Raw genomic sequence first — 23,434 nt, forward strand, 5'->3', positions numbered from 1 at the left:
GCCGTATGGCCTGACCCGATGCTAACCGCAAGGAATCGGTCCTTGCACTAAGAGGAATGAATGGCGAGTAACAACGTAGCCCAATTTGCCGCGGAACTGAAAATGCCTGCTGGTGTGCTGCTCGAACAGCTGCAGGCAGCGGGCGTCCAGAAAGCGAGTGAAGACGATGCGCTGTCCGAAGCGGACAAGGCGCGTCTGCTCGATCATTTGCGCAAGTCACACGGCGCAACCGACGGCGACAAGCGCAAGATCACGCTGACCCGCAAGCATACGTCGGAGATCAAGCAATCTGACGCGACGGGCAAGGCTCGCACCATTCAGGTCGAGGTCCGCAAGAAGCGTACGTTCGTCAAGCGCGACGACGTGGCCGAGGGTGCGGAACAGGGTCAGGCGCAGGTCGCCGAAGCGGACGACGATGCGGAACTGAAGCGTCGCGAGGAAGAAGCGCGCCGCGAGGCCGAGCTGCTCGAGAAGCAGGCGCAGGAACTGCGCGAGCGCCAGGAGCGCCTCGAGCGCGAGGAAGCCGAGCGCCGTGCCCGTGAGGAAGCGGCCGAAGCCGAGCGCCGCCGTGCCGAGGAAGAAGCGGCGGCGAAGCGTGCCGCGGCCGAAGCCGCAGCGGCACAGCAGGCGGCTGCCCAGCAGGCCGCCGAGGCTCAGCAGGAAGCAGCCGGTGCGCAGTCCGCGCAGGATGAAGCACGCGCGGCCGCCGAACGTGCGGCCCAGCGCGAAGCGGCGAAGAAGGCCGAGGATGCTGCCCGCGAGGCTGCGGACAAGGCGCGCGCCGAGCAGGAAGAGATCAGCAAGCGTCGCGCGGCGGCAGAAGCCGAAGCACGCGCGATCCGCGAAATGATGAACACGCCGCGCAAGGCCGTGGTCAAGGCAGTCGAGCCGCCGAAGCCGGTGGAACCGCCGAAGCCGGCCGAAGCGAAGGGCACGCTGCACAAGCCGGCAAAGCCGGCGGGCGCAGGCGCGCAGGCACGTCCGGCCGTGAAGAAGCCGGCCGGTGCAGCGCCGGCGGCCACGACGGCACCGGCAGGCGCGGGCGACCGCAACAAGAAGCCGGGCGGCGGCAAGGGCGGCTGGCAGGACGACGCAGCGAAGCGCCGCGGCATCAAGACGCGCGGCGATTCGAGCGGCGGCGTCGACCGCGGCTGGCGCGGCGGCCCGAAGGGTCGCGGCCGTCACCAGGACAGCGCATCGACGTTCCAGGCACCGACCGAGCCGATCGTGCGTGAAGTGCACGTGCCGGAAACCATCTCGGTTGCCGATCTCGCGCACAAGATGTCGATCAAGGCCTCCGAAGTCATCAAGGTGATGATGAAGATGGGCCAGATGGTCACGATCAACCAGGTGCTGGACCAGGAAACGGCGATGATCGTCGTCGAGGAACTGGGCCACCGCGCGGTTGCCGCGAAGCTGGACGATCCGGAAGCACTGCTGGTCGAAGGCGAGACCGGTACCGATGCGGAACAGCTGCCGCGCCCGCCGGTCGTCACCGTGATGGGTCACGTCGACCACGGCAAGACCTCGCTGCTCGACCACATCCGCCGCGCGAAGGTTGCAGCGGGCGAAGCGGGCGGCATTACGCAGCACATCGGCGCATACCACGTCGAAACGCCGCGCGGCGTCATCACGTTCCTCGATACGCCGGGTCACGAAGCGTTCACGGCAATGCGTGCACGCGGCGCGAAGGCGACCGACATCGTGGTGCTGGTGGTGGCTGCCGACGACGGCGTGATGCCGCAGACGAAGGAAGCCATCGCGCACGCGAAGGCGGGTGGCGTGCCGATCGTCGTGGCGATCAACAAGATCGACAAGCCGGAAGCGAACCCGGACCGCGTCAAGCAGGAACTGGTCGCGGAAGGCGTCGTGCCGGAAGAATACGGTGGCGATTCGCCGTTCGTGCCGGTGTCGGCCAAGACGGGCGCCGGTATCGACGACCTGCTCGAGAACGTGCTGCTGCAGGCGGAAGTGCTGGAACTGAAGGCACCGGTCGAGGCGCCGGCGAAGGGCATCGTGATCGAAGCGAAGCTGGACAAGGGCAAGGGCCCGGTCGCGACGATCCTGGTGCAGTCGGGTACGCTGAATCGCGGCGACATCGTGCTCGCAGGCACGGCTTACGGCCGCGTGCGTGCGATGCTCGACGAGAACGGCAAGCCGACGAAGGAAGCCGGCCCGTCGATCCCGGTCGAAATCCAGGGTCTGTCGGAAGTGCCGGGTGCAGGCGAGGAAGTGATCGTGCTGCCGGACGAGCGCAAGGCGCGCGAAATCGCGCTGTTCCGTCAGGGCAAGTTCCGCGACGTCAAGCTGGCGAAGCAGCAGGCCGCGAAGCTGGAAAGCATGCTCGAGCAGATGGGCGAAGGCGAAGTGCAGAACCTGCCGCTCATCATCAAGGCAGACGTGCAGGGCTCGCAGGAAGCGCTCGTGCAGTCGCTGCTCAAGCTGTCGACCGACGAAGTGCGCGTGCAGATCGTGCACAGCGCGGTGGGCGGCATCAGCGAGAACGACGTCAACCTGGCAACGGCATCGAAGGCGGTCATCATCGGCTTCAACACGCGTGCGGATGCACAGGCGCGCAAGCTGGCCGAAGCGAACGGTATCGACATCCGCTACTACAACATCATCTACGACGCAGTGGATGAGGTGAAGGCCGCGATGTCGGGCATGCTGGCGCCGGAGAAGCGCGAAGTCGTGACCGGCATGGTCGAGGTGCGCCAGGTGTTCAAGGTGCCGAAGGTCGGTACGGTTGCCGGCTGTATGGTCACCGACGGTATCGTCAAGCGCTCGTCGTCGGTTCGCGTGCTGCGCAACAACGTCGTGATCTTCACGGGCGAACTCGAATCGCTGAAGCGCTTCAAGGACGACGTGAAGGAAGTCAAGCAAGGCTTCGAGTGCGGTATGTCGGTGAAGAACTTCAACGACATCATCGAAGGCGACCAGTTCGAAGTCTTCGAAGTGACCGAAGTCGCACGGACGCTGTAATCGTCGCGTATCGGCTCATGGGGCGGGGCAGGCTTGGGCCTGTCCCGCCCATTTTCATGGTGGCGTGCCAACGGCGCGTCGCTTTATCCTGATAAACGGATCACGGATCGATCATGTCCAGGAAACGTACTTCCCCCAATCGCAACGTTCAGATCGCCGACCAGATTCAGCGCGATCTGTCCGAACTCATCATGCGCGAGGTCAAAGACCCGCGCATCGGTATCGTGACCATCCAGAGCGTCGAGCTCACGCCGGACTACGCGCACGCGAAGGTCTATTTCACGGCGCTGACCGGCGATCCGGACAAGACGCAGGAAGCGCTGAACCACGCGTCGGGCCACCTGCACAACCTGCTGTTCAAGCGCCTGCACATTCATACGGTGCCGACGCTGCACTTCCATTACGACCAGACGATCGAGAAGGCGGTGGAAATGTCGCGCCTGATCAAGGAAGCCAACTCGACGCGCGCGAAGGACGACGACGAAGCCGACGCGCCCGCGAAGGACGATTGAGCGCGCACGCCCCATGACGACTGCAGCTCCCCAGCGTCCACGCGTGCCGCGGCGCGCGCTGGACGGCGTCCTTCTGCTCGACAAGCCGGTCGGCCTGTCGAGCAACGACGCCCTGATTCGCGCGAAGCGCCTGCTTCTCGCGAAGAAAGCCGGCCATACCGGCACGCTCGATCCGCTGGCCTCGGGCCTGTTGCCGCTGTGCTTCGGCGAAGCGACGAAGTTCTCGCAGGACTTGCTGGAAGCGGACAAGACCTACGAAGCGACGATGCGTCTTGGCGTGCGCACGACCACCGGCGACGCGGAAGGCGACGTGCTCGACACGCGCGCCGTCGAATGCGACCGTGCGGCGGTCGAAGCGGCGCTCGCGCGCTTTACCGGCGAGATCGTGCAGGTGCCGCCGATGTATTCGGCGCTCAAGCGCGATGGCAAGCCGCTGTACGAATACGCGCGTGCGGGCCAGACCGTCGAGCGGGAAGGCCGCAACGTGACGATCCACGCGCTCGATCTGCTGGCCTGTGAATTGCCGGACGTGACGTTCCGCGTGACCTGCAGCAAGGGCACGTATGTGCGCACGCTGGCCGAAGACATCGGCGAAGCGCTCGGCTGCGGTGCGCATCTGACGATGCTGCGTCGCACGGGTGTCGGCGCGCTGACGCTCGAACACGCGGTGACGCTCGACGCGCTGTCCGATGCCGCCGAAGGCGCGCGCGACGCGTGGCTGCAGCCGGTCGACGCGTTGCTGTCGACGTTTCCGCTGGTGCGCCTCGACGAAACGAGTGCGAAGCGATTCCTGCACGGCCAGCGCTTGCCGCTGTCGGCGCTCGATTCGATCGATGCGGCCGAGGGCGAGCGTGTGCGCGTGTACGACGCGCAGCGACTGCTCGGCGTGGCGCGCAAGGCCAACGGCGTGCTCGCGCCCGAACGCCTCGTCGTGACGGCTGCATGATGCGCGGCGCGCAAGCGCCGTCGTCGGAACGAAAAAAACCCGGTCGAAATCGACCGGGTTTTTTGTTGGGCGCGCTGGTTCGAGCGCGGTGCTCAGTGTGCAGCCGACGCCGCCGCACCCGCATCGCCGCCGCCCGCGCGCTCCGGCTTCGTGATCCAGATCAGTCCGATCAGCAGCACGAAGATCGCCGCCGAGATGTAGAACAGGTCGTTCACGCCGAGTTGCGCAGCCTGCTGCGTGGCCATGTTGTTGATGAGGCCGTGCGCCTGGTCCTGCGTCAGCCCGAGGCTGCGCATCTGTGTGACGGCCTGGTTGAACGTCGGGTTGTACGGGTTCGCCTGCTCGACCAGTTGCGCGTGATGGAAGTTGTTGCGGTGGTCCCACGCGGTCTGGAAGATCGATGTGCCGATGCCGCCGCACATGATCCGCACGAAGTTCGACAGGCCGGACGCCGCGGGAATGCGGTTGCCGGGCAGGCCGGACAGCGTGATCGACACGAGCGGGATGAAGAAGCCCGCCATCGCGATACCCTGCACGAGCGTCGGCAGCGTCAGCGACCATTCGTCGACGCCCGTCGTGTATCGCGAACGCATCCAGAAGCACAGCGCAAACGTCAGGAACGACGCCGTCGAGATGAAGCGCGGATCGGTACGCGGCAGATACTTCCCGGTGAGTGGCGACAACAGGATCGCGAACAACCCGACCGGCGCCATCACGAGGCCGGCGTCGGTCGCGGTGTAGCCGATTTGCGTCTGCAGCCACAGCGGCAACAGCACGAGATTGCCGAAGTACAGGCCGTACCCGATCGACAGTGCGACTGTGCCGCCGGTGAAGTTCCGCATGCGGAACAGCGACAGGTCGACGACCGGGTGCTCGGCGGTCAGCTCCCAGATCACGAAGAACGCGAACGCAATGACAGCGGTCAGCGCGAGCACGATGATGGTCGTCGACGCGAACCAGTCGAGATCCTTGCCCTTGTCGAGCATGATCTGCAGCGAGCCGACCCAGATGACCAGCAGCGCGAGGCCCACGCCGTCGATCGGCGCGCGGCGCACGGCCGACTCCCGATTGCGATAGATCGCCCACGTCGCGGCGGCGGCGGCGATGCCGACCGGGATGTTGACGTAGAAGATCCACGGCCACGAATAGTTGTCCGAGATCCAGCCGCCGAGAATCGGGCCCGCGACGGGCGCGATCAGCGTCGTCATCGCCCATAGTGCGAGCGCCATCGGTGCCTTCGCGCGCGGATAGCTCGACAGCAGGAGCGCTTGCGACAGCGGAATCATCGGGCCCGCGACCGCGCCCTGCAGCACGCGCGAGCCGAGCAGGAACGGCAGGTTCGGCGACAGCCCGCACATCCACGACGAGATGACGAACAGGATGATCGACGCGAGGAACAGGCGGACCTGACCGAAGCGGTCGGTCAGCCAGCCCGTCAGCGGCACGGAGATCGCGTTCGCGACGGCGAACGACGTGATGACCCACGTACCCTGGTCGGACGACACGCCGAGGTCGCCCGAGATGGTCGGGATCGCGACGTTCGCGATGGACGTGTCGAGCACGTTCATGAACACCGCGAGCGATACCGCGATCGTCCCGAGCACGAGTTGCCCGCCCTGCAGCGGCGGGTGGGAGACAGGAGCCTGTGCCATGTCGATAGTTTTCCGGAGTCGGAACCGTCACATCATCTTGGCGGCGGCGTTCGACTTCGCCGCGGCCGGTGCGGGCGCGTTGCCGCCGGCGTTCTCGGCGATGATGCGCGCGATCTCGGCGTCGGCTTCGTCGCCGTACTTCGCGAACACGTTCGTTTCGTAGACCGTGTTCTGCGCGTTGGCGAGCTGGTCGCCGTGCTCGTCCTTGATGTCGACGTCGACCTGCATCGACAGGCCGATGCGCAGCGGATGCTTCTCGAGTTCCTTCGGATCGATCTCGATACGCACCGGCAGGCGCTGCACGACCTTGATCCAGTTGCCCGTCGCGTTCTGCGCCGGCAGCAGCGAGAACGCCGAACCCGTGCCGGCCGAGAAGCCGACGACCTTGCCGTGGTAGACGGCCGACGAGCCGTAGATGTCGGCGGTCAATTCGACCGGCTGGCCGATGCGCATGTGCTTGAGCTGGACTTCCTTGAAGTTCGCGTCGACCCACACCGCGTTCAGCGGCACGACCGACATCAGCGGGTTGCCCGGCGACACGCGCTGGCCGACCTGAACCGAGCGCTTCGCGACATAGCCGGTGACCGGTGCGGGCAACACGTTGCGCGCGTTCGCGAGGTACGCGTCGCGAACCTTCGCTGCCGCGGCCATCACGTTCGGGTGCGACGCGATCGTCGTGTTCGCGGTCAGTGCGCGGTTCGATGCGAGCTGCTGTTGCGCGGCGTCGACCGACGCCTGCGCGGCGCGCACCGCGTCGCGTGCATGGGAGATTTCTTCCTGCGACACGGCGCCCGTCTGTGCGACGGCCATCCGGCGGCGCAGGTCGTCCTGCGCCTTCGACAGGTCGGACTGGCGCAGCGCGACTTGCGCGCGGTACTGGTCGTCGTTGACGAACAGGCCGCGCACCTGGCGCACCGTCTGCGCTAGGTTGGCCTCGGCCTGCTGCAGCGCGACCTGCGAGTCGGCCGGGTCGAGCACGACCAGCGGATCGCCGGCCTTGACCGTCTGCGTATCGTCGGCCTTCACGGCGATCACGGTACCCGTGACCTGCGGCGTGATCTGCACGACGTTGCCGTTCACGTATGCGTCGTCCGTCTCTTCATGGAAGCGCGCGACGAGGAAGTAGTACAGACCGTACGCGATGGCCGCGATCACGATGACCGCGATCAGCAGCGTCATCATCCGTTTGCGCTTCCCGTTGTTCTGCGGCTGTGCGCTGGCGGCGTTTTGTTGAGGGTCGCTCATGGCGATTTTCTCCGTCCGTTATTTCGAGTGTCTGCGTAGTGGTGGCGCCGGATCAGTTGGCGGCCTGTCTTGTCTGCTTGTCGGCGTCGGGCGCGGCGAGCCGCGTGCCGGTCGCGTCGAACCCGCCGCCGAGCGCCTTGATCAACGCGAGCTGCATGTCGCGCCGGCGCATCTTCAGGTTGGTCACCGTCTGTTCCGATGCGAGGCGGTTGGTGTCCGCGGTCAGCACCTGGAGCTGCGGCGACAGGCCCGCCTTGTAGCGGATCACGGCGAGGTCGTACGCCCGCGTCGACGCATCGAGCGCACGCTGCGCGTCATCCATCTGGCGATCGACCGCACGGATCGACGCGACCTGCGTCGCGACGTCGTTCAGCGCGCTGATCAGCGTCTGGTTGTAGTTCGCGACCGACAGGTCGAAGTCCGCGTAGCGGCCCTTGAGCTGCGCGCGCAACGCACCGGCATCGAAGATCGGCAGGTGGATGGCCGGCCCGAACTGCGCCTGGCGGCTCGCGAAATTCAGGAATTTGCCCCAGCCGAACGCATCGAAGCCGAAGCCGGCCGCGAGGTTCACGTCGGGGAAGAATTCGGCCTTTGCTTCCTTCACGTCGTGCATCGCGGCCTCGACCTGCCAGCGCGCGGCGACGATGTCGGGACGGCGCGACACGAGGTCGGCCGGCAGGTTGCCGGGCAGTGCGACTTCGCCGGTCGGGTTCATCACCGGCGCGGCGATCTGCAGCCCGCGATCCGGCCCCTTGCCGAGCAGTGCGGCGAGCTGGTAGCGCACGGTCGTGATCTGGCCGTCGAGGTCGGACAGCGATGCCTGGGTCGTCGCGATGTTGCCGCGCGCAGTCTGGCGTTCCACGTTGGTGTCGAGACCGGCCGACACGCGGCCGTCGGTGATCCTGCCGACCGTCTGGCGGTTGGCGATCTCGCGCTGCGCGATGTCGCGCAGCGCATACAGCTGGGCGAGCGAGTTGTAGGTGCGGGCCACCGACGACGCGAGCGTGATGCGCGCCTGTTGCATGTCGGCCTCGGCGGCCTTTTCCTGCGACACGGCGGTGTGCAGGCGCTCGCGGTTCTTGCCCCACAGGTCGAGATCCCACGACGCGCTCGCGAGCGCGTTGTTCTCGCTGTACCACTGGCCGCCGTACGGGGGCGGGAACAGCGCGTTCGACGAATACAGCTCGCGTGTCCACGAGTAGCTGGCTTCGGCTTTCGGCATCAGGTTCGAGCGCGACGACTCGATGTACGACGACGCCTTCGCGATGCGCGCCTGTGCCTGCGCGATCGACGGGTTGCCCTGGAGCGCCTCGTCGATCAGCTTCGGCAACTGCGGATCGCCGAACTGGTTGGCCCAGTCGAGCGCCGGCCACTGGCCGCCCTGGGCCGGCAGGCTCTGGGCGGTTTCGAATTGCGATGCGGGTGCGATCTGCTTGTCGCTCTTGATGCCGATGTAGTTTGCGCAGCCCGCCAGCGCCAGCGCGGCAACCGCGGCGGCGACGGCGGCGCGGCACGACCCGGCGCGCACGGACAACGGGGAGGATTTCATCGCGCTGTTCCCTGACTCGGAATGAATGATGGACACTGCAAGGATTTCCTTACATTGATCTGTCAAAAGTAATTGTTATGGCAACTATTACGTGATGCTGCCGCCCGCGGTTTCGCAGTAGTTGCTGAGAATGCGGCGCAGCATGCTCTTCAGGAACCCGACTTCTTCCGGCGTAAATCCGTCCAGCAGCTCGTCGAGCACGCTGCGGAACACCGGCGGCAAACGCTCGGCAAGCGCGCGGCCTTCATCGGTCAGCTCGAGGCGTACGACCCGCCGATCCTCGATGCTGCGCACGCGGGACAGCAGGCCGCGTTTCTCGACGCGATCGAGCAGGCGCGTGACCGCGCTCGCGTCGATCCCGTATTCCCGAGCGAGTTCGGCGGCCGTCGAGCACTTTCCGACGGCGATCATGAACAGCATGCTCGCCTGCGTGCCCGTAATGCCGAGCTCTTCCTGCGTACGCTGCGTGACGAGGTTGGTCATCACCGACTTCACACGCGACATCAGATAACCGACGCTGTCGTTCATCTGATACGAGGACAGCGGTGAAACGGGCGGTTGGGAAGGAGAATCCGACATAAAACCCTGAAGCTGCAATAGTTGACTAGGCAGCAGTATAGGCGCTATTTGCTTGCCGCGGCAAATATTAATCGAACGGGCGGGCGGGCGCTGCGCGGCCCGAAATTCCCTTGCGGACGTCAGGGTCTTCGTTCGTGGGCGGTGTGTCGGCAGGCGAAATCGCCCTCTGCGAGGCGAGGGCGGGGCGCATCATCTTTCGCGTTGCAACACACGGTCCGGCTCTCGACATTCTCACGTGCTATAATTTGAGGCTTTCCAAGCTGCAACGCGCGCGCACGTGTCCCGGTGACTGACGAGCGTGCGCGTTTGCGCGTTCAACGATTTCCAGGTTTCTATGACCCGCGCCCTTCGCAATATCGCCATCATCGCTCACGTCGACCACGGCAAGACCACGCTCGTCGACCAACTGCTCCGCCAGTCCGGCACCTTCCGCGAGAACCAGCAGATTGCCGAGCGAGTGATGGACTCGAACGACATCGAAAAAGAGCGCGGGATCACGATTCTCGCGAAGAACTGCGCGGTCGAATACGAAGGCACGCACATCAACATCGTCGACACGCCGGGGCACGCGGACTTCGGTGGCGAGGTGGAGCGTGTGCTGTCGATGGTCGACTCGGTGCTGCTGCTCGTCGACGCGGTCGAGGGCCCGATGCCGCAAACGCGCTTCGTCACGAAGAAGGCGCTGGCGCTCGGCCTGAAGCCGATCGTGGTCGTCAACAAGATCGACCGTCCGGGCGCGCGGATCGACTGGGTCATCAACCAGACCTTCGACCTGTTCGACAAGCTCGGCGCGACCGAAGAGCAGCTCGACTTCCCGATCGTCTACGCATCGGGCCTGAACGGCTATGCGTCGCTCGATCCGGCGACCCGCGAAGGCGACATGCGCCCGCTGTTCGAGGCGATCCTCGCGCACGTGCCGGTTCGCCCGGCCGATCCGGAAGCGCCGCTGCAGCTCCAGATCACGTCGCTCGACTACTCGACGTACGTCGGCCGGATCGGCGTCGGCCGCATCACGCGCGGCCGCATCAAGCCGGGCCAGCCGGTCGTGATGCGCTTCGGTCCGGAAGGCGACGTGCTGAACCGCAAGATCAACCAGGTGCTGTCGTTCAAGGGCCTCGAGCGCGTGCAGGTCGAGTCGGCTGAAGCCGGCGACATCGTGCTGATCAACGGTATTGAAGACGTCGGCATCGGCGCGACGATCTGCGCGGTCGACACGCCGGAAGCGCTGCCGATGATCACGGTCGACGAACCGACGCTGACGATGAACTTCCTCGTCAACTCGTCGCCGCTGGCAGGCCGCGAAGGCAAGTTCGTGACGAGCCGCCAGATCCGCGACCGCCTGATGAAGGAACTGAACCACAACGTCGCGCTGCGCGTGAAGGACACGGGCGACGAAACGGTGTTCGAAGTGTCGGGCCGCGGCGAACTGCACCTGACGATTCTCGTCGAGAACATGCGCCGTGAAGGGTATGAGCTGGCCGTGTCGCGTCCGCGCGTCGTGATGCAGGAAATCGACGGTGTGCGCCACGAGCCGTACGAGCTGCTGACGGTCGACGTCGAAGACGAGCACCAGGGCGGCGTGATGGAAGAGCTCGGTCGCCGCAAGGGCGAAATGCTCGACATGGCATCGGACGGCCGCGGCCGCACGCGCCTGGAATACAAGATCTCGGCACGTGGCCTGATCGGCTTCCAGAGCGAATTCCTGACGCTCACGCGCGGCACGGGCCTGATGAGCCACATCTTCGACTCGTACGCACCGGTCAAGGACGGCTCGGTCTTCGAGCGCCGCAACGGCGTGCTGATCTCGCAGGATGACGGCGCCGCGGTCGCCTACGCACTGTGGAAGCTGCAGGATCGCGGCCGCATGTTCGTGAAGCCGGGCGATGCGCTGTATGAGGGCATGATCATCGGCATCCACAGCCGCGACAACGACCTCGTCGTGAACCCGATCAAGGGCAAGCAACTGACCAACGTGCGCGCGTCGGGCACCGACGAAGCCGTGCGCCTCGTGCCGCCGGTCCAGATGTCGCTCGAATACGCGGTCGAATTCATCGACGACGACGAACTCGTGGAAGTGACGCCGCAGTCGATCCGCCTGCGCAAGCGCTTCCTGAAGGAGCACGAGCGTCGCCGCGCGAGCCGCGAAGGCGCGGTCGACTAAGTTCGATCGTTCCCTTGCATGATGAAAAAGGCTGCCTTCGGGCGGCCTTTTTTGCATCTGCGCGATGCGCAATCGGGCGGGCTGCAAAACACTGTTCCCGCGGGTCGTGGCAATCCGGCAAAACCCCGTCACGCGGTGCTTTCGGGCACATTTCGTCGTGAACTTCGGTAACGGTTCTGTGATATGCTGCGCGCACGCAAGTTTTAGGTCCTTCCAAGCAAGACTTGATTCGCAATCCGCTAAACGGTCAGGCCGTGTCGCGGAAGGTTGAGTAACCCGCTATTTCTCGAGAAGCTCGAAGAAAGGTGAGCGTAAAATGTCAGATGTAATGAAGCAGTTTCAGCTGAACTCCTATCTGTTCGGCGGCAATGCTTCGTACGTTGAAGAACTGTACGATGCATACCTCAACAATCCGGCATCGGTGCCGGAGAACTGGCGAGAGTATTTCGACGCGCTGCAGAACGTGCCTGCAACCGACGGCTCGAATGCCAATGACGTCGCTCATTTTCCGATCGTCGAATCGTTCGCCGAGCGCGCGAAGGCCAATGCCTTCATCCCGCGCGAAAGCACCAGCAATCTGGCGACCGCGCGCAAGCAGGTCCACGTCCAGTCCCTCATCAGCGCATATCGCTTCCTCGGCTCGCAATGGGCCAATCTGGATCCGCTGAAGCGTCGCGAACGTCCCGCCATTCCCGAACTCGAACCCGCGTTCTACGACTTCTCCGAAGGCGACCTCGACCAGACGTACAGCGCAAGCAACCTGTATTTCGGCTTCGACCAGGCTTCGCTGCGCGACATCGTCAAGGGCCTGCGTGACACGTATTGCGGCACGATCGGCGCCGAATACATGTACATCAGCGATCCGGAGCAGAAGCGCTGGTGGCAGGAGCGCCTGGAATCGACCCGCGCGACGCCGTCCTTCTCGATCGACAAGAAGAAGCACATCCTGAATCGCCTGACGGCAGCGGAAGGCCTCGAGCGCTATCTGCACACCAAGTACGTCGGCCAGAAGCGCTTCTCGCTCGAAGGCGGCGAAAGCTTCATCGCGGCGATGGACGAAGTCGTCCAGCACGCGGGCAAGCGCGGCGTGCAGGAAATCATCATCGGCATGGCCCACCGCGGCCGTCTGAACGTGCTGGTCAACACGCTGGGCAAGATGCCGGCCGACCTGTTCGCCGAATTCGAAGGCAAGCACGTCGACGACCTGCCGGCCGGTGACGTGAAGTACCACAAGGGCTTCTCGTCGGACGTGTCGACCGAAGGCGGTCCGGTCCACCTGTCGCTCGCGTTCAACCCGTCGCACCTCGAAATCGTGAACCCGGTGGTCGAAGGTTCCGCGAAGGCGCGGATGGACCGTCGCGGCGACGAAGACGGCCTGCAAGTGCTGCCGGTGCAGATCCACGGCGACGCGGCCTTCGCCGGCCAGGGCGTCGTGATGGAAACGCTGAACCTCGCGCAGACGCGCGGTTACGGCACGCACGGCACGCTGCACATCGTCATCAACAACCAGATCGGCTTCACGACGTCGGACCCGCGCGATGCGCGCTCGACGCTGTACTGTACCGACGTGGTCAAGATGATCGAAGCGCCGGTGCTGCACGTGAACGGTGACGATCCGGAAGCCGTCGTGCTCGCGATCCAGATCGCGATCGACTACCGGATGCAGTTCCACAAGGATGTCGTGATCGACATCGTCTGCTTCCGCAAGCTGGGTCACAACGAGCAGGACACGCCGGCGGTCACGCAGCCGCTGATGTACAAGAAGATCGCGCAGCACCCGGGCACCCGTGCGCTGTATGCCGAGAAGCTCGTGCAGCAGGGCGTGATCACCGCGGAAGACGCCGACAACTACGTGAAGGCGTACCGCAAGGCGATGGACGACGGCCACCACACCGTCGATCCGGTCCTGTCGAACTACAAGAGCAAGTACGCGGTCGACTGGGTTCCGTTCCTGAACCGCAAGTGGACGGACGCAGCCGACACGGCCGTGCCGCTCGCCGAACTGAAGCGCCTGGGCGAACGCATCACGACGGTCCCGGAAAACTTCAAGGTTCACCCGCTCGTCGAGCGCGTGATCAACGACCGCCGCAACATGGCGCGCGGCGACCAGCCGCTCGACTGGGGCATGGGCGAACACCTCGCGTTCGCGTCGCTCGTCGCATCGGGCTACTCGGTGCGCCTGACGGGCCAGGACTCGGGCCGCGGCACGTTCACGCACCGTCACGCGGTGCTGCACGACCAGAACCGCGAGCGCTGGAACGACGGCACGTACGTGCCGCTGCAGAACATCGCCGACGGTCAGGCGAAGTTCACGGTGATCGACTCGGTGCTGTCCGAAGAAGCTGTGCTGGGCTTCGAATACGGTTACTCGACCGCCGAGCCGAACACGCTCGTGCTGTGGGAAGCGCAGTTCGGCGACTTCGTCAACGGCGCGCAGGTCGTGATCGACCAGTTCATCTCGTCGGGCGAAGTGAAGTGGGGCCGCGTGTCGGGTCTCACGATGCTGCTGCCGCACGGCTACGAAGGCCAGGGTCCGGAACACTCGTCGACGCGTATCGAGCGTTTCCTGCAACTGTGTGCCGATCACAACATGCAGGTCGTCCAGCCGACGACGCCGGCGCAGATCTTCCACCTGCTGCGTCGCCAGATGATCCGCCTGTTCCGCAAGCCGCTGATCGTCGCCACGCCGAAGTCGCTGCTGCGCCACAAGGAAGCGGTGTCGGACCTGTCGGAACTCGCGAAGGGTTCGTTCCAGCCGGTGCTGGGCGAAACCGACGGCGGCATCGACGCGAAGAAGGTCAAGCGCGTGCTGGCTTGCTCGGGCCGCGTGTACTACGACCTCGTCGCGCATCGCCGCGAAGCGAAGGCGAACGACGTCGCGATCATCCGTATCGAGCAGCTGTATCCGTTCGCGCACAAGCAGTTCGAAGCCGAAATGAAGAAGTACGAGAACGCGACTGAAGTGGTCTGGGTGCAGGACGAGCCGCAGAACCAGGGTCCCTGGTTCTACGTCGAGCACCACCTGAAGGAAGGCATGAAGGAAGGGCAGAAGCTGGCATACAGCGGCCGTCCGGCTTCGGCCTCGCCGGCGGTTGGCTACTACGCGAAGCACTACGAGCAGCAGAAGGCCCTCATCGAAGGTGCATTCGGCCGCCTGAAGAGCGCATCGATCGCGAAATAACCGACGTCAAGCGAAACGGGAAGGCGCACTGCGCTTTCCCGTCTCTTTTGGCCTGCCGGGCGCGTCGCGCGCCGCACCGGCCGAAGGAATCGCATGAACCTCGTCATACCCCAGATTAAGCATCCAGGAAAATCACATGGCTATCGTAGAAGTCAAAGTCCCCCAGCTTTCGGAGTCGGTTTCGGAAGCCACCATGCTGCAGTGGAAGAAGAAGCCGGGCGAAGCAGTCGCGCAGGACGAAATCCTGATCGAACTCGAGACCGACAAGGTCGTGCTCGAAGTGCCGGCACCGGCCGCGGGCGTGCTCGCGCAAGTGCTGCAGAACGACGGTGACACCGTGGTCGCCGACCAGATCATCGCGACGATCGACACCGAAGCGAAGGCAGGTGCTGCCGAAGCAGCGGCAGGCGCCGCCGAAGTGAAGCCGGCGGCAGCCCCTGCTGCAGCCGCACCGGCAGCACAGCCGGCCGTCGCGACCGCGTCGAGCTCGGCCGCCGCATCGCCGGCCGCAGCGAAGCTGCTGGCCGAGAAGGGCCTGTCGGCAGGCGACGTCGCAGGTTCGGGCCGTGACGGCCGTGTCACGAAGGGCGACGCGCTGGCCGCAGGCAGCGCACCGAAGGCTGCTCCGGCCGCCGCACCGGCGAAGGCCGCTGCTGCGAAGCCGGCGCTGCCGGAAGTGAAGGTGCCGGCATCGGCAGCGACGTGGCTGAACGATCGTCCGGAACAGCGCGTGCCGATGTCGCGCCTGCGTGCGCGTATCGCCGAGCGTCTGCTCGAGTCGCAGCAGACCAACGCGATCCTGACGACGTTCAACGAAGTGAACATGGCTCCGGTCATGGAACTGCGCAACAAGTACAAGGACAAGTTCGAGAAGGAACATGGCGTGAAGCTCGGCTTCATGTCGTTCTTCGTGAAGGCGGCCGTGCACGCGCTGAAGAAGTTCCCGCTGGTGAACGCGTCGATCGACGGTAACGACATCGTCTACCACGGCTACTTCGACATCGGTATCGCGGTCGGTTCGCCGCGCGGCCTGGTCGTGCCGATCCTGCGCAACGCCGATCAGCTGAGCCTCGCCGAGATCGAGAAGAAGATCGCCGAATTCGGCCAGAAGGCGAAGGACGGCAAGTTGTCGATCGAGGAAATGACGGGCGGTACGTTCTCGATCTCGAACGGCGGCGTGTTTGGGTCGATGCTGTCGACCCCGATCATCAACCCGCCGCAATCGGCCATCCTCGGCGTGCACGCGACGAAGGAACGCCCGGTTGTCGAAAACGGCCAGATCGTGATCCGTCCGATCAACTACCTGGCCCTGTCGTACGACCACCGCATCATCGACGGCCGCGAAGCAGTCCTGTCGCTCGTCGCGATGAAGGATGCGCTGGAAGATCCGGCACGCCTGCTGCTCGACCTGTAAGCCGAGTCTCACTGCATTGACCCGCCCCGCACGCTCGCGCACTTGCGCGAGCGTGCGGGCGTACAAGTAGAAAGGATTGTCATGTCCAAGGAATTTGACGTCGTCGTGATCGGCGCCGGCCCCGGCGGCTACATCGCCGCGATTCGCGCCGCGCAGCTCGGCAAGACCGTTGCCTGTATCGAGAAGTGGAAGAACCCGGCCGGCGCGCTGAAGCTCGGCGGTACCTGCCTGAACGTCGGCTGCATCCCGTCGAAGGCGCTGCTCGCCTCGTCGGAAGAGTTCGAGAACACGTCGCATCACCTGGCCGACCACGGCATCACGGTCGACGGCGTGAAGATCGACGTCGCGAAGATGCTCGGCCGCAAGGATGCGATCGTCGAGAAAATGACGAGCGGGATCGAGTTCCTGTTCAAGAAGAACAAGATCACCTGGCTGAAGGGCCATGGCAAGTTCACCGGCAAGACCGATGCCGGCGTGCAGATCGAAGTGAGCGGCGAGGGTGAAACCGAAGTCGTCACCGCGAAGAACGTGATCATCGCGACGGGCTCGAAGGCGCGTCACCTGCCGGGTATCCCGGTCGACAACAAGATCGTGTCGGACAACGAAGGTGCGCTGACGTTCGACTCGGTGCCGAAGAAGCTCGCCGTGATCGGCGCAGGCGTGATCGGCCTCGAGCTCGGCTCGGTGTGGCGTCGCCTGGGTGCCGAAGTGACGGTGCTCGAAGCGCTGCCGGCATTCCTCGGTGCAGCCGACGAAGCGCTCGCGAAGGAAGCGGCCAAGCTGTTCAAGAAGCAGGGCCTCGACATCCATCTCGGCGTGAAGATCGGCGAAGTGAAGACGACCGCCGACGGCGTGTCGATCGCTTACACGGACAAGGACGGCAACGCGCAGACGCTCGACGCCGACCGCCTGATCGTGTCGGTCGGCCGCGTGCCGAACACCGACAACCTCGGCCTCGAGGCAATCGGCCTGAAGGCGAACGAGCGTGGCTTCATCGACGTGGACGACCACTGCCGTACCGCGGTGCCGAACGTCTACGCGATCGGCGACGTGGTGCGCGGCCCGATGCTCGCGCACAAGGCGGAAGACGAAGGCGTGCTGGTCGCGGAAGTGATCGACGGCCAGAAGCCGCACATCGACTACAACTGCATTCCGTGGGTGATCTACACGTACCCGGAAATCGCATGGGTCGGCAAGACGGAACAGCAGCTGAAGGCCGAAGGCCGCGAGATCAAGTCGGGCAAGTTCCCGTTCTCGATCAACGGCCGCGCGCTCGGCATGAACGCGCCGGACGGTTTCGTGAAGATGATCGCGGACGCGAAGACCGACGAACTGCTCGGCGTGCACGTGATCGCCGCGAACGCGTCGGACCTGATCGCGGAAGCCGTGGTGGCGATGGAGTTCAAGGCGGCGTCGGAAGACATCGCCCGCATCTGCCATCCGCACCCGTCGATGTCGGAAGTGATGCGCGAAGCGGCGCTCGCCGTCGACAAGCGCTCGCTGAACAGCTGAGCGCGGTATAGCGCCGGCCGGCCATTGGCCGGTGCAGCCGTCTCATGACGAAGGCGGGCGGGGTTTCCCGCTCGCCTTCGTTCTTTCCGGTTTGCCCGATGAACGTCACCGAATACTACACGCGCGAACTGACCACGCGCGGCTATCAGTCCGATCCCGCCCAGCGCGCGGCCGTCGATCGCCTGCAGCGCTGTTTCGACGAGTGGGTCGAGTACAAGGCGCGTCGCTCGAACGCGTTCAAGAAGCTCATCAATCATCCGGACCTCCCGCGCGGCGTCTACATGTGGGGCGGCGTCGGCCGCGGCAAGAGCTTCCTGATGGACAGCTTCTATGCGGTGGTGCCCGTGCAGCGCAAGACGCGCCTGCATTTCCACGAATTCATGCGTGAAGTCCACCGCGAACTCGAGGAGCTGAAAGGGCAGGCCGATCCGCTCGACGAACTCGCGCGGCGCATCGCGAAGCGCTACCGGCTGATCTGTTTCGACGAATTCCACGTGTCGGACATCGCGGACGCGATGATCCTGTACCGGCTGCTCGATCGCCTCTTCAACAACGGCGTGCAGTTCGTGATGACGTCCAACTACGATCCCGACGATCTGTATCCCGATGGCCTGCATCGCGACCGCATGCTGCCGGCGATCGCGCTGATCAAGCAAAAGCTCGACGTGTTGAACGTCGACGCGGGCGTCGACTATCGTCAGCGCACGCTGGCGCAGGTGCAGATGTACCACACGCCGCTCGGCGCGGACGCCGATCGCGAACTGCGTCATGCGTTCGCGAAGCTCGCCGCGGTGCCGGACGAAAGCCCGCTCCTGCATATCGAGAAGCGCGAGTTGAAGGCGCTGCGCAAGGCCGACGGGGTCGTCTGGTTCGACTTCGCGACGCTGTGCGGCGGCCCGCGTTCACAGAACGACTATCTCGAGCTTGCCAGCCGCTTCCATGCGATCGTGCTGTCGGAAGTGCCGCAGATGTCGCCGCGGATGGCGTCCGAGGCGCGACGCTTCACCTGGCTCATCGACGTGCTGTACGACCACAAGGTCAAGCTGCTGATGTCCGCGGCGGTGCCGGCGGAGCAGTTGTACGTCGAAGGGCCGATGGCGAACGAGTTCACGCGCACGGTGTCGCGGATCGTCGAGATGCAGTCGAAGGAATACCTCGAAACGCCGCGTCGTATCGTCGATACTTCGCTGACCTGATCGCGGTTGCCGGCGAGCGGCGGGCTTCAAAGGTCAATTCCGGTCAAATTCCCGCAATCTCCGGGTATTTTCGGACTTGTCTTATGTTCACGGTCGAGGTCAGCCGATATCGTTGTGTCATGGTTCCCAAGGCTGGAGATATCCATGACACCGTACCGCGATCTGACCGACCATGAGTGGCGCTGCGTCGCGCCGTTTTTTCCCGAAATGCAGCCGCGCACCGAGTTGCGCGGCCGACCATTGGCCAACACACGCGCCGTCCTGAACGGCGTGCTGTGGGTCATTTATAGCGGCGCGACCTGGTCCGCGATGCCGCGTCGTTACCCCTCGTACCAAACCTGCCACCGCCGTTTCAAGGTCTGGCACGAGACCGGCACGCTGCGGCAGGTGATGCACGCGTTGTATGGCGACGCAGGCGCGAATCTGTGCGACCAGCTGGCCACGCGGATGCGCAAGCACACGCAATCGAAGGCGGCAGCTGTGCGCAGTGCCGTGGCGCCGGTCTATCGCGCACCGCGCAGCTACACGGCGGATGCGCTGAAGCGCGCAGCGTGATGTCGATCGGTTTCATGCACGTCGGCGTCAAAACAAAATCGGCCTGACGACGTCGTCGCAGGCCGATTTTTTTATCGCGTCGAGCGTGTCGACGCGCGTTGCGTCATTGTGCGCGAACCCAGGTCTGTGACCGGCCGAGCAGCGATACGCCGATATAGCCGCGCACGACGAGCTTCTGGCCGCCGTCTTCGAGCGACATCTTGCACTTGTAGACCTTGCCGTTCTCCGGGTCGAGAATGTTGCCGCCGTCCCAGTGATCGCCGTCCTTCTTCATCGCCTTGATGATCGTCATGCCCTTGATGAGCTGATCTTTGCGCTCGTCCGTGCATGCGGTGCAGCGGCGATCGGGCGTGTCATTGGCGCCGAGGCCCTTGACGACTTTGCCCGACAGCGAGCCTTCGCCGTCGTCGGCGATCTGTACGAGCGCCTTCGGCTGATGCGTGTTGTCGTCGATCGTTTGCCACATGCCGACGGGGCTGTCGGCCTGGGCGAAGGTTGGGGCGGCGCAAGCGAGCAGGGCGCTTGCGACGGCCAGCGCGCGCAACGGGCGGGTCAGTTGAATCATCGTCTTCCTCCTTGTTTCATGTCGTGTTCGATGTGCCCGCACGACCGTCTGCATGGGGCGGTGGCATGTTGCGAGCTTTGCCAGAATACGTGAAACCGCACGCTGCGTTTGATAGAGGGGGTTCTAATCCAAACGGCCCGCGAGACGCAGGCTGTTTGGTGACCGATCAGTTGAGCTGATACGAGAACGCGGCATTCACGCGCGGGCTGCGCGATGCGCTTTCAACCGGTGCATCGCCGACCGGCTTCGCGATGTTCAGGTCGAGACTGTAGTAGCGGCTGTCGGTAAACCGCACGCCGATACCGACCGACGACAGGCGGCTCGGCGACGGCGTGCCGGTATGCAGATACACGCGCGCCATGTCGTACGCGATGTACGGCGTGATCGATTTCATGTACGTCCAGCCCGGCGTGAACCCGCGGTTGACCTCCAGCGACATTCCCCAGCCCGAATCGCCCGACGTTTCGCCGGGTTGGTAGCCGAGGGCATAGCGTGTCGAACCGAACGAGATCTGCTCCGACGTCGGCAGCGAGTCGGGGCTGTACTGGCCGGTCAGCGAGACCGACGTGCCGATCTTGAACGGCCATTCGTTGGTCTGCGTGAAGGTCGCGCCGGTGCGCACGAACGTCAGCGAGATCGGGCTGTCCACCGACGTCGTGTTCGAGCCGATCGTGATGTCCTGCGATTTCGACGCGCCGAGAATGTTGAAGCCCTTCGCGACGTTCACGCTCAGCTTCTGTACCTGCTTGGCCGATACGCTCGTATAGTCGAGCTGCATCTGCAGCACGCGGACCTGCGAGCGTGTATCGATGCTGTTGCCGCTGATCTTGTTCTGGTAGCGGTCTTCGTTGTGCGACGCATAGCCCGACACGGTGCCGAGCAGGCTGCGCTGGTTGTTCAGCAGCAACGGATAGGATGCCGAAAGACCGAGCTTCTCGTTCTTGACGGTGCGCTCGACGGTCGACGGCAGGCCCGGGTTGTCGGTCGGCTTGCCGCGATACGTGCTGGCGTCGAGGCGCGTGACCAGGCCGCTGCTGCCGACCGGCACGGCACCGCTGAATGCGACGTAGGTCTGCTTGTCGCGTCCGGGCGGCACCAGCGCGGAAATGCTCAATTGCTCGCCGAACGACGTGAGGCCGTTCTCCGTTGCGGTGATGAGCCCCTGCACGCCCGGGTGATTGAAATCGATGCCGGTGCTGATGTTGAATGCCTTGCGGTCGACGGCCAGTTCGATCGTCGTTGCGCCGTCGGTCGTCTGCGGCGGCGGCACATTGGCCTTCACCGACACGCCGGGCAGGAGGCCAAACGTGTTCACGTAGCGTTCGAACGTCGCGCGGCGCAGCGGGCGATCGGCCGTGATGTGCGCGGCGATCGCGCGGATCTTCGATTCCATCGCGCCGGGCTTGCCGGTCACCTTGACGTCCGACACATAGCCTTCGACGACCGTGACGCGCACGACGCCGTTCTCGAACGTCTGCGCGGGAATGAACGCGAACGACAGCGCATAGCCGCGATCCTGGTACAGCTTGGTCACGCCGTTGGCGGTTTCGATCAGCTCGCCGATCGTGATGTCCTTGCCGACGAGGGGCGTGAAGCGACGCGAGATCTCGTCGAACGGCACCGACTTCACGCCGTCGACCTGGAACGTCGTCGGCGTCAGGTGCCGCGACAGCAATTCCTGCAGTTGCGGTGCCTGCGGCGCGACCTGCACGGTGACGCTCGGGCCTTTCTGTGGTGCGTTGATCTGGGGGAGGGAATCGAGCGGGTTACCAGCCGCGCGCGTTTGTGCATGTGCCGTGCCTGCTGCCGCGATAGCGAGCAGCATCATCCATCTGTCGAGTCTGGATTTCATTGTTCTTCCTCGTAGGCCTTGCTTTTCATCTTCTTTCTAATGCGGGCGCGCGACACCAGGGTGTCGCGCGCCGCGTGCCGCATTGCCGGTTGTATTGGTACGGCCGCGCCTCCTGCTCCGGCTGCAAAGGCGCGATCGTCCTCCTTACTTGCCGACGCTACCCAGCGTGCCCAGCAGCCCCGTGACCGGTGCCAGCAGACCCGTCGAACTGCCCGACGATGCCGCACCCGTCACGCTGCCGACCAGCGACGTGACTGGTGCGAGCGGGCTCGACGAACCCCCGGTTCCCGCTGCACCGCCGACTGTTCCGGTGACAGTATTCAGCAAACCGGTGACGGGCGCGAGAGGGTTTGCCCCGCCTGCACCACCCGTTGCGCCGCCCAGCGTGCCCGTGACCGTCGACACGAGGCCCGTGACGGGCGCGAGCGGATTGCTGCCCGAGCTGCCCGAGCTGCCCGTTGCGCCGCCGACCGCACCCGTGAGCGAACCGAGCGGCGTCGAGCCGAGGCCGGACAGCAGGCCGCCGAGCGGGTTCGTCGAGCCGGAACCCGACGACGTGCCGTTCTGGACCGTAGCCGTCGAGCTGCCGACGAGGCTGGTGAGCAGGCCGGGGATCGGTGCCGCGCCGTTCGGACCGTTCGGGTTCACGAGGCCGCCTGCGTTGGTCACGGTGTTGCCGACCGCGGTGACGAGCTGGCCGACGTCGCCGACGAGCGGCTGGTTAGACGTGCTTGCGACCTTCGTGCCCGCCGAGCTGATTGCACCGCCGACCTGACCGAGCAGGCCCGACACGGGCTGCCCGAGGCCGGTGGTCGTGCCGACCTGTTGCGTGACCTGGCCTGCGGTGATCACCAGCGGCGTGATCGCCGAGCTGAGCGGTTGCGTAACCTGCTGCACGGCACCCGACGACAGCGTCGAACCGATCGTCGTGCCGGCTGCCGACAGGCCGTTGGCAACCGTGTCGAGCACGGTTCCGACCGGCGTCGTGACAGGGGCGAGCGGCGCGAGCGGACCCGTGCCGAGCGCCTTGACCGTCGAACTCAGTCCGGACACGGTGTTGCTCGTCGCGCCCACGACGTTCCCGAGGCCGGCGACCGTCGTGCCGACGGGATCCTTGATCGAGCCGGTCTGTCCCAGCCCGTTGCTCAACGCATCGGCAGCCGCGTTGATGATCGTGCCGGTGCTCGAGACGGTGCTGCCGACACCCTTCGTCACGCCGTCGCCGAGGCCGGGCACGCTGATGTTGCCGACCGTGCTGCCGAGGTCGGTTGCCGTCTGGCCTATCGTGCTGACAGCGCCCTTGGTGCCGGTGGACGAGCCGCTGGTGCCGCTCGTACCACTGGTGCCGCTCGTGCCGCTGCTGCTGCCGGCATTGCTGCTCGTCGGCGGCGTGCTGACGCTGTTGCCGCCGCAGGCGGCCAGCAGGCACGCTGCGGCGAAAGCGGTGAGGGGCGCGCGCCATTGGCGCAGGGCGGCCGTCGTGATGGAACGTTGCTGGGACATGATGGACTCCTCGCTGTCTTGTCGATGAAT

At 65.0% G+C, this 23,434-nt stretch carries 16 protein-coding genes; 9 read left to right on the forward strand and 7 right to left on the reverse strand.

Annotated elements, in window-relative coordinates:
- Window positions 1-60: 60 nt before the first annotated feature.
- The 3 genes from infB (at window position 61) to truB (ending at window position 4,440) form a co-directional block, all read left to right on the forward strand.
- Window positions 61-2,982, forward strand: a complete 2,922-nt coding sequence (gene infB / locus DID98_RS27595) for a translation initiation factor IF-2 (protein WP_124488901.1) — start codon at window positions 61-63, stop codon at window positions 2,980-2,982.
- Between the two features lie 113 nt (window positions 2,983-3,095).
- Complete coding sequence (gene rbfA, locus DID98_RS27600; protein WP_006495346.1) at window positions 3,096-3,494, forward strand: 30S ribosome-binding factor RbfA; 399 nt, start codon at window positions 3,096-3,098, stop codon at window positions 3,492-3,494.
- Window positions 3,495-3,507: 13 nt separating this feature from the next.
- Window positions 3,508-4,440, forward strand: coding sequence for a tRNA pseudouridine(55) synthase TruB (gene truB / locus DID98_RS27605; protein WP_124571738.1), 933 nt, complete (start codon window positions 3,508-3,510; stop codon window positions 4,438-4,440).
- A gap of 92 nt (window positions 4,441-4,532) precedes the next feature.
- Here truB and DID98_RS27610 read toward each other — a convergent pair whose 3' ends face one another.
- The 4 genes from DID98_RS27610 to DID98_RS27625 all read right to left on the reverse strand — a co-directional run bounded on the left by DID98_RS27610 (window position 4,533) and on the right by DID98_RS27625 (window position 9,465).
- Window positions 4,533-6,092 carry a DHA2 family efflux MFS transporter permease subunit gene (locus tag DID98_RS27610; RefSeq protein ID WP_044846030.1) on the reverse strand — a complete coding sequence of 520 codons (1,560 nt, stop codon included), beginning with the start codon at window positions 6,090-6,092 and terminating at the stop codon, window positions 4,533-4,535.
- Window positions 6,093-6,119: 27 nt separating this feature from the next.
- Window positions 6,120-7,337, reverse strand: coding sequence for an efflux RND transporter periplasmic adaptor subunit (locus tag DID98_RS27615; protein WP_124571739.1), 1,218 nt, complete (start codon window positions 7,335-7,337; stop codon window positions 6,120-6,122).
- A 52-nt stretch (window positions 7,338-7,389) separates the two neighbouring features.
- Window positions 7,390-8,886 (reverse strand): efflux transporter outer membrane subunit, encoded by a 1,497-nt coding sequence (locus DID98_RS27620; RefSeq protein WP_124488904.1) that lies wholly within the window; start codon window positions 8,884-8,886, stop codon window positions 7,390-7,392.
- 87 nt (window positions 8,887-8,973) lie between these two features.
- Window positions 8,974-9,465, reverse strand: a complete 492-nt coding sequence (locus tag DID98_RS27625; RefSeq protein WP_014897211.1) for a MarR family winged helix-turn-helix transcriptional regulator — start codon at window positions 9,463-9,465, stop codon at window positions 8,974-8,976.
- Between the two features lie 334 nt (window positions 9,466-9,799).
- Here DID98_RS27625 and typA point away from each other — a divergent pair, with 334 nt between their 5' ends.
- The 6 genes from typA to DID98_RS27655 all read left to right on the forward strand — a co-directional run bounded on the left by typA (window position 9,800) and on the right by DID98_RS27655 (window position 19,484).
- On the forward strand, window positions 9,800-11,626 hold the full coding sequence (typA, locus tag DID98_RS27630) for a translational GTPase TypA (RefSeq protein ID WP_044846027.1): 1,827 nt from the start codon (window positions 9,800-9,802) through the stop codon (window positions 11,624-11,626).
- Between the two features lie 316 nt (window positions 11,627-11,942).
- Window positions 11,943-14,807, forward strand: a complete 2,865-nt coding sequence (locus DID98_RS27635) for a 2-oxoglutarate dehydrogenase E1 component (protein ID WP_044846026.1) — start codon at window positions 11,943-11,945, stop codon at window positions 14,805-14,807.
- Window positions 14,808-14,943: 136 nt separating this feature from the next.
- Window positions 14,944-16,221 carry a 2-oxoglutarate dehydrogenase complex dihydrolipoyllysine-residue succinyltransferase gene (odhB, locus tag DID98_RS27640; protein WP_044846025.1) on the forward strand — a complete coding sequence of 426 codons (1,278 nt, stop codon included), beginning with the start codon at window positions 14,944-14,946 and terminating at the stop codon, window positions 16,219-16,221.
- A gap of 81 nt (window positions 16,222-16,302) precedes the next feature.
- On the forward strand, window positions 16,303-17,733 hold the full coding sequence (gene lpdA / locus DID98_RS27645; RefSeq protein WP_044846024.1) for a dihydrolipoyl dehydrogenase: 1,431 nt from the start codon (window positions 16,303-16,305) through the stop codon (window positions 17,731-17,733).
- 98 nt (window positions 17,734-17,831) lie between these two features.
- The gene (gene zapE, locus DID98_RS27650; RefSeq protein ID WP_124488906.1) at window positions 17,832-18,929 is read left to right on the forward strand and encodes a cell division protein ZapE; all 1,098 of its coding nucleotides are present in this window, start codon (window positions 17,832-17,834) and stop codon (window positions 18,927-18,929) included.
- A 114-nt stretch (window positions 18,930-19,043) separates the two neighbouring features.
- Window positions 19,044-19,484: a transposase gene (locus DID98_RS27655; protein WP_124540745.1), complete on the forward strand. Its 441-nt coding sequence runs from the start codon at window positions 19,044-19,046 to the stop codon at window positions 19,482-19,484.
- A 103-nt stretch (window positions 19,485-19,587) separates the two neighbouring features.
- Here DID98_RS27655 and DID98_RS27660 read toward each other — a convergent pair whose 3' ends face one another.
- The 3 genes from DID98_RS27660 to DID98_RS27670 all read right to left on the reverse strand — a co-directional run bounded on the left by DID98_RS27660 (window position 19,588) and on the right by DID98_RS27670 (window position 23,404).
- Window positions 19,588-20,049 (reverse strand): DUF2147 domain-containing protein, encoded by a 462-nt coding sequence (locus DID98_RS27660; RefSeq protein ID WP_124488928.1) that lies wholly within the window; start codon window positions 20,047-20,049, stop codon window positions 19,588-19,590.
- 166 nt (window positions 20,050-20,215) lie between these two features.
- On the reverse strand, window positions 20,216-21,901 hold the full coding sequence (locus DID98_RS27665) for a ShlB/FhaC/HecB family hemolysin secretion/activation protein (protein WP_124571740.1): 1,686 nt from the start codon (window positions 21,899-21,901) through the stop codon (window positions 20,216-20,218).
- Between the two features lie 144 nt (window positions 21,902-22,045).
- Window positions 22,046-23,404, reverse strand: coding sequence for a collagen-like triple helix repeat-containing protein (locus tag DID98_RS27670; protein ID WP_124571741.1), 1,359 nt, complete (start codon window positions 23,402-23,404; stop codon window positions 22,046-22,048).
- Between the last annotated feature and the right edge of the window lie 30 nt (window positions 23,405-23,434).

The sequence above is a fragment of the Burkholderia sp. Bp8984 genome, from assembly GCF_003853755.1.
GTDB lineage: Bacteria > Pseudomonadota > Gammaproteobacteria > Burkholderiales > Burkholderiaceae > Burkholderia.

Bases quoted from the DNA above. Each gene is read 5' to 3' on its own strand.
- infB (WP_124488901.1), top strand. From the start codon at position 61: ATGGCGAGTAACAACGTAGCCCAATTTGCCGCGGAACTGAAAATGCCT.
- rbfA (WP_006495346.1), top strand. From the start codon at position 3,096: ATGTCCAGGAAACGTACTTCCCCCAATCGCAACGTTCAGATCGCCGAC.
- truB (WP_124571738.1), top strand. From the start codon at position 3,508: ATGACGACTGCAGCTCCCCAGCGTCCACGCGTGCCGCGGCGCGCGCTG.
- DID98_RS27610 (WP_044846030.1), bottom strand. From the start codon at position 6,092: ATGGCACAGGCTCCTGTCTCCCACCCGCCGCTGCAGGGCGGGCAACTC.
- DID98_RS27615 (WP_124571739.1), bottom strand. From the start codon at position 7,337: ATGAGCGACCCTCAACAAAACGCCGCCAGCGCACAGCCGCAGAACAAC.
- DID98_RS27620 (WP_124488904.1), bottom strand. From the start codon at position 8,886: ATGAAATCCTCCCCGTTGTCCGTGCGCGCCGGGTCGTGCCGCGCCGCC.
- DID98_RS27625 (WP_014897211.1), bottom strand. From the start codon at position 9,465: ATGTCGGATTCTCCTTCCCAACCGCCCGTTTCACCGCTGTCCTCGTAT.
- typA (WP_044846027.1), top strand. From the start codon at position 9,800: ATGACCCGCGCCCTTCGCAATATCGCCATCATCGCTCACGTCGACCAC.
- DID98_RS27635 (WP_044846026.1), top strand. From the start codon at position 11,943: ATGTCAGATGTAATGAAGCAGTTTCAGCTGAACTCCTATCTGTTCGGC.
- odhB (WP_044846025.1), top strand. From the start codon at position 14,944: ATGGCTATCGTAGAAGTCAAAGTCCCCCAGCTTTCGGAGTCGGTTTCG.
- lpdA (WP_044846024.1), top strand. From the start codon at position 16,303: ATGTCCAAGGAATTTGACGTCGTCGTGATCGGCGCCGGCCCCGGCGGC.
- zapE (WP_124488906.1), top strand. From the start codon at position 17,832: ATGAACGTCACCGAATACTACACGCGCGAACTGACCACGCGCGGCTAT.
- DID98_RS27660 (WP_124488928.1), bottom strand. From the start codon at position 20,049: ATGATTCAACTGACCCGCCCGTTGCGCGCGCTGGCCGTCGCAAGCGCC.
- DID98_RS27665 (WP_124571740.1), bottom strand. From the start codon at position 21,901: ATGAAATCCAGACTCGACAGATGGATGATGCTGCTCGCTATCGCGGCA.
- DID98_RS27670 (WP_124571741.1), bottom strand. From the start codon at position 23,404: ATGTCCCAGCAACGTTCCATCACGACGGCCGCCCTGCGCCAATGGCGC.